Origin of the sequence: Nocardioides sp. zg-1308 (assembly GCF_013155375.1) — a bacterium.
Lineage (GTDB): Bacteria > Actinomycetota > Actinomycetes > Propionibacteriales > Nocardioidaceae > Nocardioides > Nocardioides renjunii.
On record NZ_JABJQY010000002.1, the window covers coordinates 1,484,687 to 1,500,215 of the forward strand.

Consider the following 15,529-nt stretch of genomic DNA (forward strand, 5'->3'; position numbering starts at 1 on the left):
GTCCCCCGAGGTGCGGTGGTTCAGCGGAAGTCGATGAGCAACATGTCGGTGTCGGTGCCGTCGCTCACGACCGGTCCCTCCTGTGACGGCTCGCCCCCGCCGGAAGTTGCCTGCTCGTCGCGGTCGACCACCGCGGCGCGGTAGCACCGGGTGACGTAGGGGACCTGCATGCCGTCCATGCCACGGCCGTAGTCCTCGTAGAAGGCGAGCAGCTCGGCGAGGTGCCGCTCCCGCGCGGCGTCGTCCATGGTCGCGAAGCTCGAGCGGGACCGGGCGAGGTCGAGGACCGTCTCGCGGTTGACCTCCTGCCAGTGCTTGAAGCTCGCCTCCTCCATGGCGCCGAAGAGCTCGCTCTCGGCCAGGTGCTGCGCCGAGGAGGTGTTGGAGTCCTGGCGGCCGAGGATGTCGCCCATCCGGCGCACCCAGGGGATCCGCTCGTCACGGCTGTTCCACACCAGCGCCAGGTGGCCGCCGGGCTTGAGGACCCGGGCGATCTCGACGAGCGCCGCCTCGTGGTCGAACCAGTGGAACGCCTGCGCAACCACCACCACGTCGACCGAGCGGTCGTTGGCCGGGATCTCCTCCGCGGTCGCGACCTTCGCGCTGACCTCCGGCACCCGCTCGTGGAGCATCGCCAGCATCGCCTCGTCGGGCTCGGTCGCGAAGACCGCGTGGCCCTGGTCGACCAGCTGCCGGGTCAGCTTGCCGGTGCCGGCCCCGAGCTCGAGGACGACCTTGGCCTCCCCGCCCGCCAGCCACGCGGCCGCCTCGACGGGGTACGACGGCCGGCCCCGGTCGTACGCCTCCGCGACGGCACCGAACGACCGCGCGGGGTCGACGCCGGCGGGGGACTCGGGGCTCTCGTCGCTCATCCGCCTCAGGCTACAAGCGCACGGGGGCCCTCAGCGAGGTGCCTCGCAGCGCGTCAGCCGTCAGCCGCGCCGCGCGTGCGCCCGGGCGGGGGTCGCCGCGCCCTACGCTGCTCGCGTGAGCTCGTTCCAGCGCCTCGACGCGGCGCCCGTGCAGGACACCGTGGCGCGACTCGAGTCCCGCATCCGGGCGCGGTTCCCCGAGCGCGGGCTGCTCGCCGTGGCGGGTGAGCTGCGGGTGCTGACCGCCGACGTGGCGGCGGGGGCGTCGGCGATCCGCGAGCGGATCCGGTGGGTACGCCTGGCCTCGCGCGCCGTGGCGGCGCTCGTGCTGCTCGCCACGGTCGCGGTCTTCGTGCTCGCCTCGCGCGACGCCGTACGAGCCGGCCCCGACCGCTCCTTCGAGTGGGTGCCGCTGATCGAGTCCACCATCAACGACCTCGTCTTCGCGGGGCTCGCCCTGTGGTTCCTCTACGCCCTGCCGCAGCGGCTCGAGCGCGGCCACCTCCTCGACCTGCTGCACCGGCTGCGGTCCCTGGCCCACATCGTCGACATGCACCAGCTGACCAAGGACCCCGAGCGGCTGCGTGCGGACTTCGAGGAGACCGAGGCCTCCGTGGCGCTCGACCTCACGCGGGCGGAGATGGAGCACTACCTCGACTACTGCTCGGAGCTGCTGTCCCTGGTCGGCAAGGTGGCGGCGCTGTGCGCCGAGGAGTCCAGGGACTCACTGGTGCTGACCACGGTCAGCGACCTCGAGACGCTGACCACCGGCATGTCGCGCAAGATCTGGCAGAAGATCTCGCTGCTGCCGCGCGAGGGCGCCCGCCCGGTCGTGGACTGAGCGCGACTACCGTTCCTCCCCATGACCGACCCGCTCGCCTGGCTCACCGACCTCGAAGGGGTCCGCTCGGCCTACGCCGGCACGCGCGACGGGATCGACGTGATGCTGCGCGACCGCGGCCTGCGGCGTACGTCGCCGGAGATGACCGCCGAGTCCCTGCTGCGCGGCGCCCACGCGAGCGCCGTCCTCGAGGGCTCGACGGCCACGCTCGAGCAGGTGCGGGCGGGTGAGGGCGACGACATCGCCGCCGACGCCGTACGGCTCTCGGCCTCCATGCTGGCCCTCGCGCCGCTGCTCAAGACCGCGCCGCTGCAGGCGGTCGCGCGGCTGCACGCCGTGGTGGGCGCGTCCGCGCTCGGACCCGAGGAGCTCGGCCGCCCGCGGGACGCCGCCTCGGCCGACCGGCTCCGCGGGGTGGCCGAGCTGCTGCTCTCCGGCACCGAGGCGCCGGCGCTGCTCGTCGCGGCGGTCGCGCACGCCGACGTGGCGACGGCGGCGCCGTTCGCCTCGCACAACGGCATCGTGGCCCGGGCCCTCGAGCGCCTCGTGCTGGTCTCGCGCGGCGTCGACGCCAAGTCGCTCGTCGTGCCGGAGGCCGGGCACCTGGCCCACCGGGCGGCGTACGAGTCCAACCTGCGTGCCTACGGCAGCGGCGGTCCGAGCGGGGTCCACGCCTGGGCGCTCTACGGGGCCGAGGCGTTCGCCGCCGGCGCGGAGGCGTCACCGCTGCGGGGCTGACCCGGTGCCGTCGGCCGAGCATGCGAGCGGCACCCGCTCGCGTGGATCGGGTGCCGCCGCCGACACGTGACTCCTGGCTACCAAGCGTGCACTCTCTAAGTCGCCGCCCTCGGGCAGATCCCGATTGGCTAGCACCCCATCGGATGGGTGGATCGCCGCGTGGGTACCTGGGTCACGTGCTGCTGTGGAGTTCTACCGTCCGTTGTAGTCCTCCCCGCTGGGTCCCGCAAGGGTTGACTTTGGGGCGCCGCGGTGGGTGCGCGGGACTCGGCGGAGAACTTGAGCAGAACTGGGTGGAGAACTCGTCAGGCGTCCGGGCCGCGGCGCCGCCGGTTGGCCCAGATGACGCTGCCCGCGGCGACGGCGCCGCCGACGGCCAGCGCGGCGAGCGTGGGGCGCGCCGGCGGGACCGGGAGGCGTCGGCGCAGCGCGACCGGGCGGACGAAGGCGAGGACGGGCCACTCGCGCGCGGCGGCGATCCGGCGCAGCTCCCTGTCGGGGTTGACCGCGAAGGGGTGCCCGACCACGTCGAGCATGTGCACGTCGGTGACCGAGTCGCTGTAGGCGTAGCAGGCGTCGAGGTCGTAGCCGACCGTGGCCGAGAGGTGCTCGATCGCCCGGGCCTTCTCCTCGGCGTAGGCGTAGTAGTCGATGGTGCCGGTGTACTTGCCGTCGACGATCTCCATGCGGGTGGCGATCACCCGGTCCGCGCCGAGCATCTGGCCGATCGGCTCGACGACCTCGGCGCCGGAGGCGGAGACGATGACGATGTCGCGACCGGCGGCGCGGTGCTCCTCCATCAGGGTCACCGCCTCGTCGTAGACCAGCGGCTCGACGATGTTGGTGAGCGTGTCGTGCACGATCTCGCGCACCGTGGCGACGTCCCACCCCGCGCACAGCTGCGACATGAACTCGCGCATCTTGTCCATCTGGTCGTGGTCGGCACCGCCGGTGAAGAAGACGAACTGCGCGTACGCCGAGCGCAGCATGGCGCGCCGTGAGATCAGCCCACCCGCCTGGAACTCGCGGCTGAAGGCCAGCGTGCTCGACTTGGCGATGATCGTCTTGTCGAGGTCGAAGAATGCCGCGGTGGGGCGGGTCATGCGTTCATCGTAGGCGCCCCGCGGTCCCGGTTCCGGGCCTTTGGACGTCCACAGGTCGTCCGGGCACGCCGTTCTCCACAGCCGGTCGCGTCGGCCGGCCCACGCGTCGGTGCCGACGCCGAGGCTTGTCGTCATGGCCGTCCTCCTCGTCACCGGTTCCCCCCACGTCGCCGACACCGTGGTCCCCCTCTGCGCAGCGGTGGGGGTGGAGGTGGAGGTGTGTCCCGAGCCCGCCCTGTCGCTGTCCCACTGGACCAGCGCCGACCTGGTCCTCGTGGGCGACGACGTCGCGGACCTCGTGGTGGCGCTCGCGCCGCCGCGGCGGCAGGGGGTGCACGTCGTCGGCCTGTCCCCGGGGGACGAGGTGTTCCGCGCTGCGGTCGCGCTGGGCGCGGCATCCGTGCTCGACCTCCCCGGCGCCTCCGACTGGCTGGTGGACACGCTCGCCGACGTCGGTGAGCGGTCCTCGCCGGGACGCGTCGTGGGCGTGGTCGGCGGCGCCGGGGGTGCCGGCTCCACCACGCTGGCGTGCGCGCTGGCGCAGTGGCACGCCGGGCGGGCGTCGACGCTGCTGGTCGACTGCGACGCGCTCGGGCCCGGGCTCGACCGCCTGCTGGGCATGGAGGACCTGCCCGGGGTGCGGTGGGAGGCGCTGGCGGAGACGTCGGGCCGGCTGGGCGCCCGGGCGCTGCGCGAGGGCGTGCCGCGCCGCGAGCACCTCGGCGTGCTGACGTGGTCCGGGCTGCGCCGCCGGCTCGACGTGCCGACCGCGCGCCGGATCCTGCCGACGGCCGTGGGCGGGCACGACCTGGTCGTGCTCGACCTCCCGCGTCAGGGAGGGCCGGTCCTGGCCGAGCTCGCGGACCGCTGCGACGACCTGCTGGTCGTCACGCCCGCCACCGTGCCGGGGCTGGCGGCGACCGCCCGGCTGGTCGCCGACCTGGGCCGCGACGGCCGGGCGGGTCTCGTGCTCCGCCCCGGCGGGCTCAGCGACGCCGACGCGGAGCGCGTCACCGGGCTGCCCCTCGTCGCCACCGTCGGCGACCAGCGCGGCCTCGCGGCGTCCGTCGACCGCGGCCTCGGCCCGCTTGCCGGTCGCGGGCCCCTGGCGCGCGCCGCCCGCGACCTGCTCGCGGCGGCATGACCGTCCACGCCGGCATCCCGGTGCCGACCGCCGTCCTCGACGACGTACGCCGTCGCCTGGCCGGGCAGGCCGGCGACCTCACCCCGCACCGGGTCGCCAAGGCGCTGCGGGCGTCCGGCTCGCCCGTCGGCGATGCGACGGTCCTGGCCGTGCACGACCTGCTGCGCCGCGACGTCCTCGGCGCCGGCCCGCTGGAGGAGCTGCTGCGGCTGCCGGACGTCACCGACGTCCTGGTCAACGGGCCCGAGGAGGTGTGGCTCGACCGCGGGAGCGGGCTCGAGCGGACCAGCGTCACCTTCCCCGACGACGCCGCGGTCCGCCGGCTGGCGCAGCGCCTCGCGGCGTCGGCCGGTCGCCGCCTCGACGACGCCAGCCCGCACGCCGACGTCCGCCTCCCCGACGGCACCCGCTTCCACGCGGTCCTGGCGCCGGTGGCGCGCTCGGGGACGGTCGTCTCGCTGCGCGTCCCGCGGGCCCGGGTCTGGACGCTCGCCGAGCTGGTCACCGCAGGGGCTCTCCCACCCGACGGCGCCTTCCTGCTCGAGGAGGTGGTCGACTCACGCTGCGCGTTCCTGGTCACCGGTGGCACCGGGTCGGGCAAGACCTCCGTCCTCTCGGCGCTCCTGTCGCTGGTCGACCCGGGTGAGCGCATCGTGCTGGTCGAGGACGCGAGCGAGCTGAGCCCCGACCACCCCCATGTGGTGGCGCTCGAGGGACGGCCGCCCAACATCGAGGGTGCCGGTGAGATCACCCTGCAGACCCTCGTCCGGCAGGCGCTGCGGATGCGTCCGGACCGGCTCGTGGTCGGCGAGGTGCGGGGAGCGGAGGTCGTGGACCTGCTGGCAGCACTCAACACCGGTCACGGCGGGGGCTGCGGCACGCTGCACGCCAACTCCGCGGCCGACGTCCCCGCCCGGATCGAGGCCCTGTCGTTGGCCGCCGGTCTGCCCCGCGAGGCGGCGCACAGCCAGCTGGCAGCGGCGCTCGACGTCGTCATCCACCTCGGCCGTGGTCGCGACGGCCGGCGCCGGGTCCTCGAGCTCGGCGTGCCGGAGCGCGACGGCTCGGGTCTCGTCGTCCTGAGCACCGCCGCGACGTTCGAGGGCGACCGGGTGGTCCCCGGTCCTGCCGCCCCGGTCCTCGCGGCGCGGCTGGGTTCGGTCGGCTGGTGAGTGCGCTGCTCGCCGCCGTCCTGGCGGGCGCCGCCGTCGTGCTGTGGTGCCCGCCGCGCTCCCTGTCGGCGCGGGCGGGGCGGCAACCGGCCGTCCCGCCGCGGTGGCCCGCGGGGGTCCCGTGGGGCAGGCGCCGCGAGACGGCCCGCACCCAGGCGGCGGTCCTCCAGGTCTGCGACCTGCTGGCTGCGGAGCTCGCCGCGGGCCGCCCGCCCGGTGCCGCCCTCGCCAGCGCCGCGGAGCGGTGGCCACCCCTGACGTCGGTGGTCGAGGCGGCGCGGCTCGGCGCGGACGTCCCCGACGCGATGAGGCGCCTCGCCGCGGAGTGGCGCGGGGCGTCGGACCTCCGCTGGGTCGCCGGGGCGTGGCAGGTCGCGCAGGACTCCGGGCACGGACTCGCGTCGGCGCTCGAGCGCACCGCGGGCGGTCTGCGCGCCCGACGCCGCACCCGGCGGCTCGTCGACTCCGAGCTCGCGTCCGCGCGGGCGACGGCGCGGCTCGTCGCCTGCCTGCCGCTGGCGGTCCTGCTCATGGGCTCCGGAGCCGGCGGGTCCCCGTGGGCGTTCCTGCTGGCGACGCCGGTGGGAGGGGCGTGCCTGGTGACCGGGGTGGGTCTCATCGGGCTGGGGCTGTGGTGGATCGAGCGACTGGCCGACCGGGCGGCGTCGCCGTGACCTGGGTGAGCGTGGCCGGCGCCGTCCTGGCCGTGCTCACGTGGCTGCCGGCCCCGGTCCGGACGACCAGGTCGCACGGCCGCTCCGGTCCGGACTTGCGCCCCGTGGCCGCGGTCGGGGTCGGGCTGGGCGCGTGGCTCGTCGTCGGCGGTGCCACTGGGATCGCAGCAGGGGTGGTCGCCGGCGTCGTCGCGCGCAGGGTGCTGGCAGGGGTCGAGGCACCCTCGAGCCGGCGCGACCGCGAGGAGGTCGAGCGGACGCTCCCCCACCTCATCGAGCTCCTCGCCTCGACGCTGCACGCCGGCGCCGAGCCCGTCGCTGGTCTCGCTCGCGTCTGCGCAGCGCTGCCCGGTCCGGCGGCGGAGCGCCTGCGCCCCGTGGTCGAGCAGGCGCGATGGGGCGCCTCGGGCGCCGAGGCGTGGTCCGCGGTCGCCGACGACCCGGCGCTGGCCCCGTTGGCGTGGGCCATGGTGCGCTCGCAGACCTCGGGGGCCTCGGTCGTGCTCGCGGTCGAGCGCCTCTCCGTCGAGCTCGAGCGAGAGGCGTTGGCCCGGGCCGAGGACGCGGCGCGCAAGGTCGGCGTCTCGGCGGCGGTGCCCCTCGGCGTCTGCCTGCTGCCGGCGTTCATGCTGCTCGGCGTGGTGCCGACCGTGGCGACGCTGTTCCAGTCGGTGGCGCCCTAGCCGACGGTGGCTCAGCCGATGCCCGCGACGGCTGCATGATCGGCTCCGCCGTGCTGCATCCGCCGCTCGCGGGGGACGTCGTCGGGCTGGCCCGCGGGCACGCCCAGGTCGACGAAGCCGGCACGCGCGTAGGCGCGGATCGCCGCGGCGTTGTCGTCGCGCACCATGAGGCAGGTCGTGCGGCCACGGTCGGCCGCCCAGGTGACGACGTGGTCGATGAGCCGGCCCGCCAGCCCGGTGCCGCGCTCGCCGGGGGCCACCCACATCGAGATCAGCTCGACGACGTCCTCCGACTCCGCTCCCGACACCACGCCGACCGGACCGGTGTCGCTGCGGGCGACCACGGTGAGCGCCACGTCGGCCAGCCGGGCGCGCCACCGCTGCTCGGTGGCGTCCGCCCAGTCGGCGTGACGAGCCCCGAAGGCGCCGGGGGCGTCCAGCAGCGCCGCCAGCCGTACGTCGCGGAGCTCGGCCCAGTCGTCCGGCCCGATCCGCACCAGCTCGATGTCGCGCATGACGGGAGGCTAGCCCGCTCCGGGCACCGGGCGAACGCCGTTTTCCGTCCACAGGGACCCGACGCCGGCCCTGCTCCACAGCCCGCGGTCGCCGCCCGTGCGACTCGTCGGCGGGGCGTCGAGGGTGGTCCTGACCGGGCTCATCGGGAGCCCACGACGACAGGGGAAGCAATGACACAGGACCGTCACGACGAGCGGGGCATCACCACTGCGGAGTACGCCGTCGGCACCGCCGCGGGGGCCGGGTTCGCCGGCCTGCTCTACACGCTGCTCACCGGCAAGTTCGGCGACCAGCTGCTCGAGCGGTTGTTCAAGCACGTCATGGGCCTGCTCGGCATCGGCTGATGGCTGCGCGGGCGCGGGAGGACACCGGGGCGGCGACGGCCGAGCTCGCGCTCGGCATCCCGCTGCTCGTCGCGCTGACCGCCGGACTCGTCTGGATGCTGGCGCTCGGCGCGGCCCAGGTCCGGGTCGTCGACGCCTCGCGCGAGGCGGCCCGGGCCGTGGCCCGCGGCGACGACGTGGCCTCTGCCCGCGACGTCGCCACCCGGATCGCGCCCGAGGGCGCCCGGGTGCGCGTCGAGGTGGGCGGCGGCCGGGTGGTGGTGACCACGACGGCACGTGTCGCCGGCCCCGGAGGGCTGCTCGGGTCGTTGCCCGGGGTCACCGTCTCGGCCGACGCCGTCGCCCTCATGGAGGAGCCGTGAGCCCCGGGCACGAGTCGCGGGTGGAGCACCGCCTCCGCCGGCGACGTCACGAGGCAGGCGGTGCGACGGTGCTGGTGGTGGCGATGGCGGGCGTGCTCATGTTCGTCATGGTCGGGCTGGCCGCCGCCGGCGGTCTGGTCGTCGCCCAGCGCCGGGCACAGGCGGCCGCCGACCTCGCGGCGCTGGCCGGAGCGTCCGTCTCGCCGGTCGGGTGCGGCGAGGCGGCCCGCGTCGCCGCGGCCAACGCCGCGGAGTTGGACGCCTGCGTCGTCGCCGGGACCGAGGTCACCGTCGAGGTGTCGGTGGACGGGCCCGCAGTGCCGTGGCGGTCCGTGCGGGTGAGCGCCGAGGCGCGGGCAGGCCCGGGACCCGGGTGAGCGCGCCGGTCAGATCTGCTCGCGCTGGTGGTCCGGGCCGTCCTCACGGCGCTCGGTCTCCACCCGGTCCAGCTTCCGGTTCAGGTCGTGCAGCTCCTTGCGCTCCTTGCGGTGCGCCAGGCCCCGCTTGGTGCCCCACTTGAGGATCGAGAAGCCCCACAGGATGGCGGCACCTGCGGCCACGCCGACGAGGAAGGACTCCAGGGTGGTGACGTCGAACCCGAGGAGCTCGCCGCCCGTGCCCGGCTCGCTGACGAACACGGCCGACAGGATGGCGATGCCGCCGAGGATGATGAGTGCCAGACCGAGGAAGACCATGGGCCGAATCTAGCCCCCGGTCCGCGCGGACGGCTCACCCCCGAGGAGAGCGTCGAGCAGGACGATCGCGCCCGCCTTGTCGAGGGGGTTGTTCTGGTTGCCGCACTTGGGCGACTGGATGCACGAGGGACACCCGCTGACGCACTCACAGCTCGCGATGGCCTCGCGGGTCGCGGCCAGCCAGGCGGGCGCGGTGCGGAAGCCGCGCTCGGAGAAGCCCGCCCCGCCCGGGTGTCCGTCGTAGACGAAGACCGTCAGCACACCCGTGTCAGCGTGCCGGGCGGTCGAGACGCCACCGATGTCCCAGCGGTCGCACGTCGCGAAGAGGGGGAGGAGGCCGATCGAGCAGTGCTCGGCGGCGTGCGCCGCACCCGGGACGTCCAAGGTCGCCAGCCCCGCCTCGGCGACCACGTCGTCGGGCACGGTCCACCAGACCGCGGTGGTGCGCAGCGTCCGCTCGGGCAGGTCGAGCGGCTCCTCGGCGAGCACCTCGCCGCCGGGCTGGCGCCGCTTGAGGAACGAGACGACCTGGTGGGAGACGTCGACCTCGCCCAGCGACAGCTCGCACCCGCCCCACGACTGCCGCTCGTGGGTCGCGACGATGCCGATGTCGGTCGTCTCCCGCGCCGTCGTGCTGTAGGCCGGCTCGTCGCGCCGCATGACCGCGACGTGGTGCTCGAGGTCGAGGTCCTCGACCAACCAGGTCTCGCCCTGGTGGACGTAGACCGCACCGGGGTGGGCCTGGTTGTGCGCCCCGCCGGCGTCGACGGTGCCGACGACGCGTCCCGTGTCCGCCTCGACCAGCTGGACCGGCGCGCCGCCGGCGGAGCGGATGTCGGCGAGGTCGGCCGCCCGGCTGCGGTCGGTCCAGAACCAGCCGCGCGGGCGTCGCCGCAGGAGCCCGAGCTCGGTCAGCCGGTCCACCACCTCGCGGGCCGTGGCCCCGAAGAGTGGCAGGTCGGCCTCGGTGAGCGGTGACTCCTGGGCCGCGGCGCAGAGGTGCGGGCCCATCACGTGCGGGTTGGACGGGTCGAACACCGACGCCTCGACCGGTGCGCCGATCAGCGTCTCCGGGTGCGTGACGAGGTAGGTGTCGAGCGGGTCGTCCTTCGCGACCAGCACGCCGAGCGCGTCCTGCGCGCCGCGGCCGGCGCGGCCGACCTGCTGCCAGAAGGCCGCGCGGGTCCCCGGGAAGCCGGCGATGAGGACGGCGTCGAGCCCACTGATGTCGATGCCCAGCTCGAGCGCGTTGGTCGCCGCCAGCCCGACGAGGTCCCCGCGGCGCAGCGCCGCCTCGAGGGCGCGCCGCTCCTCGGGCAGGTAGCCGCCCCGGTAGGCCGCGATCCGGCTCGGGAGGGAGGGGTCGACCTCCTCGAGGAGCTCGGCCGCCGTCAGCGCGACCTGCTCCGCGCCGCGGCGCGAGCGGATGAAGGCGAGGGTGCGCACGTCCTCGGCGACCAGGTCGGCCAGCAGGTCGGCGACCTCGGAGGAGGCGGCACGGCGCACGGGCGCGCCGTTCTCGCCGGCGTGCGAGGTGAACGGCGGCTCCCAGAGCAGGAGCGACACCCGGCCGCGCGGCGAGTCGTCCCGGGTCAGCGCCACGACGTCGAGACCGGTCAGCCGCGACGCCGTGACCTCGGGCTCGGCGACCGTCGCGGAGGCGAGCACGAACGTCGGGTGGGCGCCGTACATCGCGCACACCCGCCGCAGCCGCCGCAGCACGTGCGAGACGTGCGCGCCGAAGACCCCGCGGTAGTGGTGGCACTCGTCGACGACGACGTACTGCAGCGACCCCAGGAACCTCGACCACCGGTGGTGCGAGGGCAGCAGTGACCGGTGCAGCATGTCGGGGTTGGTGAGGACGTACTCCCCGAAGTCGCGCGTCCAGTCGCGCTCCTCGCGCGAGCTGTCGCCGTCGTGCGCGGCCAGGCGTACGTCGAGGCGCAGCGACGCCAGCCCGGCGAGCTGGTCGTGGGCCAGCGCCTTCGTCGGCGCGAGGTAGAGCACCGACGCCCCGCGCTCGCCGCGGACGCCGCGGGAGGAGCGGATGGCCGAGAGCGCGGGGACCTGGTAGGCCAGCGACTTCCCCGACGCCGTCCCGGTCGCGACGATCACGTGGTCGCCGGCGTGGGCGGCGTCCGCCGCGACCACCTGGTGGCGCCACGGTCGCGCCACGCCCTGGGCTGCGAACGCACCGCGTACGTCGTCCGGCACCCACCCCGGCCAGTCCTCGTGGACGGCCTCGCGGGCAGGCAGCACCTCGAGGTGCTGGAGGCGGTCCTCGCGCCCCGGGACACCCGTCAGCCGACGGATCAGCGCCTCGACCGGGGGCAGCGCGCGGGACGGGGAGTCACTCACCTCGGCAGTCTCGCAAAGGGCGGGGACGGTGGAACTGTGAGGGACTCCTGCGCAACGGTTGGGACTCGTGGTTTGATACCACCCGAAACGTTGACAGGGGCACGCAGGGTGTCCCGCAGGCGCACTGTCCGAACAGCACTTTCGGGGACCGGGGAGCAGTCGTGGATCTCACCCTTGCGACACGCGAGGTGGACGGGCGCGCCATCGTCGCCGTCGGCGGGGAGATCGATGTCTACACCGCGCCCAAGCTTCGCGACTGCATCACCGACCTGGTCAGCAAGGGCTCCTACGACATCGTCGTCGACCTCGAGGCCGTCGAGTTCCTCGACTCCACCGGCCTCGGCGTGCTGGTCGGGGGCCTCAAGAAGGTCCGCGCCCACGACGGTTCCCTCGACCTGGTCTGCACCCAGGAGCGCCTGCTCAAGATCTTCCGGATCACCGGCCTGGCCAAGGTGTTCGTGATCCACGACTCCGTCGGCCTGGCCCCCGGCGCCTGAGCGCTCCGCGCGACTCGTCCGCCGAGCCCGACCGCCCGGCGAGCTCGTCGACCAGTTCGCCCGGCCGTCCGAGGTCGTGCCCACCTGTGTCCACACATGCCCACCCCTTGCGGTGGGCCCCGGTGTGGCGTGGGTCACCCTGCCCCGTGATGCGGATCACGTCTGCGTAGACTCCGGCGCGTTCATGGATCAATTCCAGTCCTAGGAGGACGCGCATGACGGGGATCTTGCCCGCGGTCGTGAAGCCGGAGCTCGATGGTGGAAATCTGATCCTGGTCGTCGTCGTCGCCCTGATCGCGCTCGGCGCGCTCGGGATGGCCGCGATGTTCAGGTCCCAGGTGCTGACCGCCGGCGAGGGCACCGACAACATGAGGACCATCGCCCAGGCCGTGCAGGAGGGCGCCAACGCCTACCTGACCCGCCAGTTCCGCACCCTGGCCGTCTTCGCAGCGATCGCGTTCTTCGCGCTCCTCGTGCTGCCGGCCGACGACACCGTCGTGCGCATCTTCCGCTCGGTGTTCTTCATCGTCGGCGCCGGCTTCTCCGCAGCCGTGGGCTACCTCGGCATGAACCTCGCCGTGCGCGCCAACCTGCGCGTCGCCGCGGCGGCCGAGACCGTGGGCCGCGAGCCCGCCATGACGATCGGCCTGCGCACCGGCGCCATGGTCGGCATGCTCACCGTCGGCCTCGGCCTGCTCGGCGCCAGCCTGGTCGTCCTCTTCTTCCAGGACGAGGCGCCCGTGGTGCTCGAGGGCTTCGGCTTCGGCGCCGCGCTCCTCGCCATGTTCATGCGGGTCGGCGGCGGCATCTTCACCAAGGCCGCCGACGTCGGCGCCGACCTGGTCGGCAAGGTCGAGCAGAACATCCCCGAGGACGACCCGCGCAACGCCGCCACCATCGCCGACAACGTCGGTGACAACGTGGGCGACTGCGCCGGCATGGCCGCCGACCTCTTCGAGTCGTACGCCGTCACGCTGGTCGCCGCGCTCATCCTCGGCTCGCAGGCCTTCGGTGACCAGGGCCTGGTCTTCCCGCTGCTGATCCCCGCCATCGGTGCCCTGACCGCCGTCGCGGGCGTCTACCTCACCAAGCCCAAGGCCGGTGAGAACGGCCTGACGACCATCAACCGCTCCTTCTACCTCTCCTCGGGCATCGCCGCCGTGGCGAGCGTCGTGCTGTCCTACGTCTACCTGCCGAGCACCTTCGCCGAGTTCACCAACATCGCCGACGGCCTCGCCGGCGCGGAGGGCGACCCGCGGTTCATCGCGGCCTCGGCCGTCGTCATCGGCATCGTGATGTCCGCGGGCATCCTCGCCCTCACCGGCTACTACACCGGCACCGAGTACCGCCCGGTCAAGGACGTCGGCAAGACGTCCCTCACCGGCGCGGCCACCGTCATCCTGTCCGGCCTCTCGGTCGGCTTCGAGTCGGCGGTCTACACCACGCTGGTCATCGGCGCGGCCGTCTTCGGCGCCTACCTGCTCGGTGGCGCGGCGCTCACGGTGTCGCTGTTCGCCGTGGCCCTCGCCGGCTGCGGCCTGCTGACCACGGTCGGCGTCATCGTCGCGATGGACACCTTCGGCCCGGTCTCCGACAACGCCCAGGGCATCGCCGAGATGTCGGGCGACGTCAGCCCCGAGGGCGCGCAGATCCTCACCGAGCTCGACGCGGTCGGCAACACCACCAAGGCGATCACCAAGGGCATCGCGATCGCGACGGCCGTGCTGGCCGCGACCGCGCTGTTCGGCTCCTACGCCACGTCCGTGTTCGAGTCGCTGGAGAAGGCCAACGTCGGTGCCGACGAGGTCTACCTCCTCGACTTCAGCGTCTTCAACCCCGCCGTCATCGTGGGCGTGCTGCTCGGCGCGGCCGTGGTGTTCCTCTTCTCCGGCCTGGCCATCAACGCCGTCGCCCGTGCCGCCGGCGCGGTCGTCTACGAGGTGCGCCGCCAGTTCCGCGAGATCCCCGGCATCATGGAGGGCACTGGCCGTCCGGAGTACGGCAAGGTCGTCGACATCGTCACCAAGGACTCGCTGCGCGAGCTCGTGACGCCGGGCATCCTGGCCGTGATGGCGCCGATCGCGGTGGGCTTCGGCCTCGGCGTGACCGCGCTCGCCGGCTTCCTCGCCGGTGCCATCGGCGCCGGCACCCTGATGGCCGTCTTCCTGGCCAACGCCGGTGGCGCCTGGGACAACGCCAAGAAGCTCGTCGAGGACGGCAACCACGGCGGCAAGGGTTCGCCCGCCCACGAGGCCACCGTCATCGGCGACACCGTCGGCGACCCGTTCAAGGACACCGCCGGCCCGGCCATCAACCCGCTCATCAAGGTGATGAACCTGGTCTCGCTGCTCATCGCGAGCGCGGTCGTCTCCCTGAGCGTCGGCGACGACCAGAACGACCCGGTCCGTCTCCTGATCGCGCTCGCCGCGGTCGCGATCATCGTCGTCGCCGTGGTCATCTCCAAGCGTCGCGAGGTCACCATCTCCGACGACACCCCGGCCGCGGTCGCCTGACCTGAGCCGCAGGTCGTCGCGACGGCCCGTCACTCCTCCGGGGGTGGCGGGCCGTCGTCGTCCCGGCGGGTCGTCCCGGCAGGTCGTACCGGCCCGGTCAGTGCTCGTCGAAGTGCGGACGGGTCAGCTCGTAGGTGAGGCCGCCGAGCGCCGTGTGGTCGTCGGCGCCACCGAGGTGCGGGCCCTGCATCCACCGGGCGAAGGACCAGACCTCGGACAGCCGCCACTCGAGGTCGAAGAGCCGCACCATCTCCGGGTCGTGGTCGACGTCGCGGCCCTCGTGGACCAGCGTGGCGAGGTCGCGCTCGCGCGGGGCCAGGAGGAGCGACTCCCAGTCCAGCAGCCACGTCCGGCCGCGGGCGAGCCACTGGTTGTGCACACCGGGCTCGCCGTGCGTGACGACGTACGTCGTCACGTCGGCCAGCGCGACCAGGCGTGCGTGCTCGCGCGACCAGGCGCCCACCTGGGTCAGGTGGTCGACCACCAGCTCCCGGGCGGCCGGGCCGAGCGGCCCCTCCCACGGCTGCTGCAGCAGGGCCCGCAGCCGTCCCGGCAGGTCCGCGTCGACCTCGCTCGCCCAAGCGCGCGCCGTCCGGGGAGGCGGCGTCGCGTGCAGCTCGGCGAGCATCCCGGGCAGCTCGGCGACGGACGTCTCGGGACGCTCCCCGGGGAGCCACCGGGCGACGCTGGCCGTGCGGGCGCCCACCGGCAGTGTCACGTCGCCGTCGAGCGTCGGCAGCGACGGCCACACGAAGTCGAGGCCCAACGCGGCCGCGCTCGCGTAGGCCGCCTCCAGCGTCGCCCGCGTGTGGCGCGGGAGGTCGGGGTCGAGGGTGGCGAAGTAGGCGGGCTCACCCGCGGCGTCGACGCGCCAGTGGTGCGCGCCCCACCCGACGGGCAGGTGCTCCACGGCGTCGGCCTCCGGCGCCCAGTGGCGTCGTACGGCCTCGAGCACCTCGGCGTCCGTGAGGTCGTCCGGTGGCTCCAGCACCCGGTGATGGTGCCACGACGTGTGAC

Annotated in this window: 17 protein-coding genes; 11 read left to right on the forward strand and 6 right to left on the reverse strand. The window is 74.3% G+C overall.

The genetic code is table 11. The features are described 5' to 3' along the window. Positions 1-20 precede the first annotated feature (20 nt). Entirely contained in the window at positions 21-872 is an 852-nt protein-coding gene (locus tag HN031_RS08885; RefSeq protein WP_172269057.1) for a class I SAM-dependent methyltransferase, read from the reverse strand. Positions 873-987: 115 nt separating this feature from the next. Between HN031_RS08885 and HN031_RS08890 the strand changes: the two genes are divergently transcribed. Continuing rightward, entirely contained in the window at positions 988-1,713 is a 726-nt protein-coding gene (locus HN031_RS08890; RefSeq protein ID WP_172269060.1) for a hypothetical protein, read from the forward strand. 21 nt (positions 1,714-1,734) lie between these two features. Then, positions 1,735-2,451, forward strand: a complete 717-nt coding sequence (locus HN031_RS08895; protein WP_172269063.1) for an oxidoreductase — start codon at positions 1,735-1,737, stop codon at positions 2,449-2,451. A 305-nt stretch (positions 2,452-2,756) separates the two neighbouring features. Here HN031_RS08895 and HN031_RS08900 read toward each other — a convergent pair whose 3' ends face one another. Next, positions 2,757-3,554 carry an HAD family phosphatase gene (locus HN031_RS08900; protein ID WP_172269066.1) on the reverse strand — a complete coding sequence of 266 codons (798 nt, stop codon included), beginning with the start codon at positions 3,552-3,554 and terminating at the stop codon, positions 2,757-2,759. Positions 3,555-3,687: 133 nt separating this feature from the next. Between HN031_RS08900 and ssd the strand changes: the two genes are divergently transcribed. Genes ssd through HN031_RS08920 form a run of 4 tightly spaced genes read left to right on the forward strand, consistent with a single transcriptional unit; the run spans position 3,688 to position 7,227 of the window. Continuing rightward, positions 3,688-4,698 carry a septum site-determining protein Ssd gene (gene ssd / locus HN031_RS08905; RefSeq protein WP_172269069.1) on the forward strand — a complete coding sequence of 337 codons (1,011 nt, stop codon included), beginning with the start codon at positions 3,688-3,690 and terminating at the stop codon, positions 4,696-4,698. After that, positions 4,695-5,870 (forward strand): TadA family conjugal transfer-associated ATPase, encoded by a 1,176-nt coding sequence (locus HN031_RS08910; protein ID WP_172269072.1) that lies wholly within the window; start codon positions 4,695-4,697, stop codon positions 5,868-5,870. Before ssd ends, HN031_RS08910 begins: the two co-directional genes overlap by 4 nt. Beyond that, on the forward strand, positions 5,867-6,544 hold the full coding sequence (locus HN031_RS08915; protein ID WP_172269075.1) for a type II secretion system F family protein: 678 nt from the start codon (positions 5,867-5,869) through the stop codon (positions 6,542-6,544). The genes HN031_RS08910 and HN031_RS08915 overlap by 4 nt, the downstream gene beginning before the upstream one ends. Further along, on the forward strand, positions 6,541-7,227 hold the full coding sequence (locus HN031_RS08920) for a type II secretion system F family protein (RefSeq protein ID WP_172269078.1): 687 nt from the start codon (positions 6,541-6,543) through the stop codon (positions 7,225-7,227). The genes HN031_RS08915 and HN031_RS08920 overlap by 4 nt, the downstream gene beginning before the upstream one ends. A gap of 11 nt (positions 7,228-7,238) precedes the next feature. Here HN031_RS08920 and HN031_RS08925 read toward each other — a convergent pair whose 3' ends face one another. Next, on the reverse strand, positions 7,239-7,742 hold the full coding sequence (locus HN031_RS08925; RefSeq protein WP_172269081.1) for a GNAT family N-acetyltransferase: 504 nt from the start codon (positions 7,740-7,742) through the stop codon (positions 7,239-7,241). Positions 7,743-7,913: 171 nt separating this feature from the next. Between HN031_RS08925 and HN031_RS08930 the strand changes: the two genes are divergently transcribed. Genes HN031_RS08930 through HN031_RS08940 form a run of 3 tightly spaced genes read left to right on the forward strand, consistent with a single transcriptional unit; the run spans position 7,914 to position 8,826 of the window. Next, positions 7,914-8,087: a DUF4244 domain-containing protein gene (locus HN031_RS08930; RefSeq protein WP_172269084.1), complete on the forward strand. Its 174-nt coding sequence runs from the start codon at positions 7,914-7,916 to the stop codon at positions 8,085-8,087. Beyond that, positions 8,087-8,449: a TadE family type IV pilus minor pilin gene (locus HN031_RS08935; protein WP_172269087.1), complete on the forward strand. Its 363-nt coding sequence runs from the start codon at positions 8,087-8,089 to the stop codon at positions 8,447-8,449. Before HN031_RS08930 ends, HN031_RS08935 begins: the two co-directional genes overlap by 1 nt. Next, entirely contained in the window at positions 8,446-8,826 is a 381-nt protein-coding gene (locus HN031_RS08940; protein WP_216652091.1) for an Rv3654c family TadE-like protein, read from the forward strand. Before HN031_RS08935 ends, HN031_RS08940 begins: the two co-directional genes overlap by 4 nt. A gap of 9 nt (positions 8,827-8,835) precedes the next feature. Here the strand turns inward: HN031_RS08940 and HN031_RS08945 are convergent, their stop codons facing one another. Continuing rightward, entirely contained in the window at positions 8,836-9,144 is a 309-nt protein-coding gene (locus tag HN031_RS08945; protein ID WP_172269090.1) for a hypothetical protein, read from the reverse strand. 9 nt (positions 9,145-9,153) lie between these two features. After that, positions 9,154-11,502: a DEAD/DEAH box helicase gene (locus HN031_RS08950; RefSeq protein ID WP_322425694.1), complete on the reverse strand. Its 2,349-nt coding sequence runs from the start codon at positions 11,500-11,502 to the stop codon at positions 9,154-9,156. A 161-nt stretch (positions 11,503-11,663) separates the two neighbouring features. Between HN031_RS08950 and HN031_RS08955 the strand changes: the two genes are divergently transcribed. Continuing rightward, a complete protein-coding gene (locus tag HN031_RS08955; RefSeq protein WP_172269093.1) occupies positions 11,664-11,999 on the forward strand; it encodes an anti-sigma factor antagonist in 336 nt (111 codons plus the stop codon). Positions 12,000-12,214: 215 nt separating this feature from the next. Beyond that, positions 12,215-14,512, forward strand: a complete 2,298-nt coding sequence (locus HN031_RS08960; RefSeq protein ID WP_172269096.1) for a sodium-translocating pyrophosphatase — start codon at positions 12,215-12,217, stop codon at positions 14,510-14,512. A gap of 97 nt (positions 14,513-14,609) precedes the next feature. Here the strand turns inward: HN031_RS08960 and HN031_RS08965 are convergent, their stop codons facing one another. Continuing rightward, positions 14,610-15,503, reverse strand: coding sequence for an aminoglycoside phosphotransferase (locus tag HN031_RS08965; protein ID WP_172269099.1), 894 nt, complete (start codon positions 15,501-15,503; stop codon positions 14,610-14,612). Positions 15,504-15,529 lie beyond the last annotated feature (26 nt).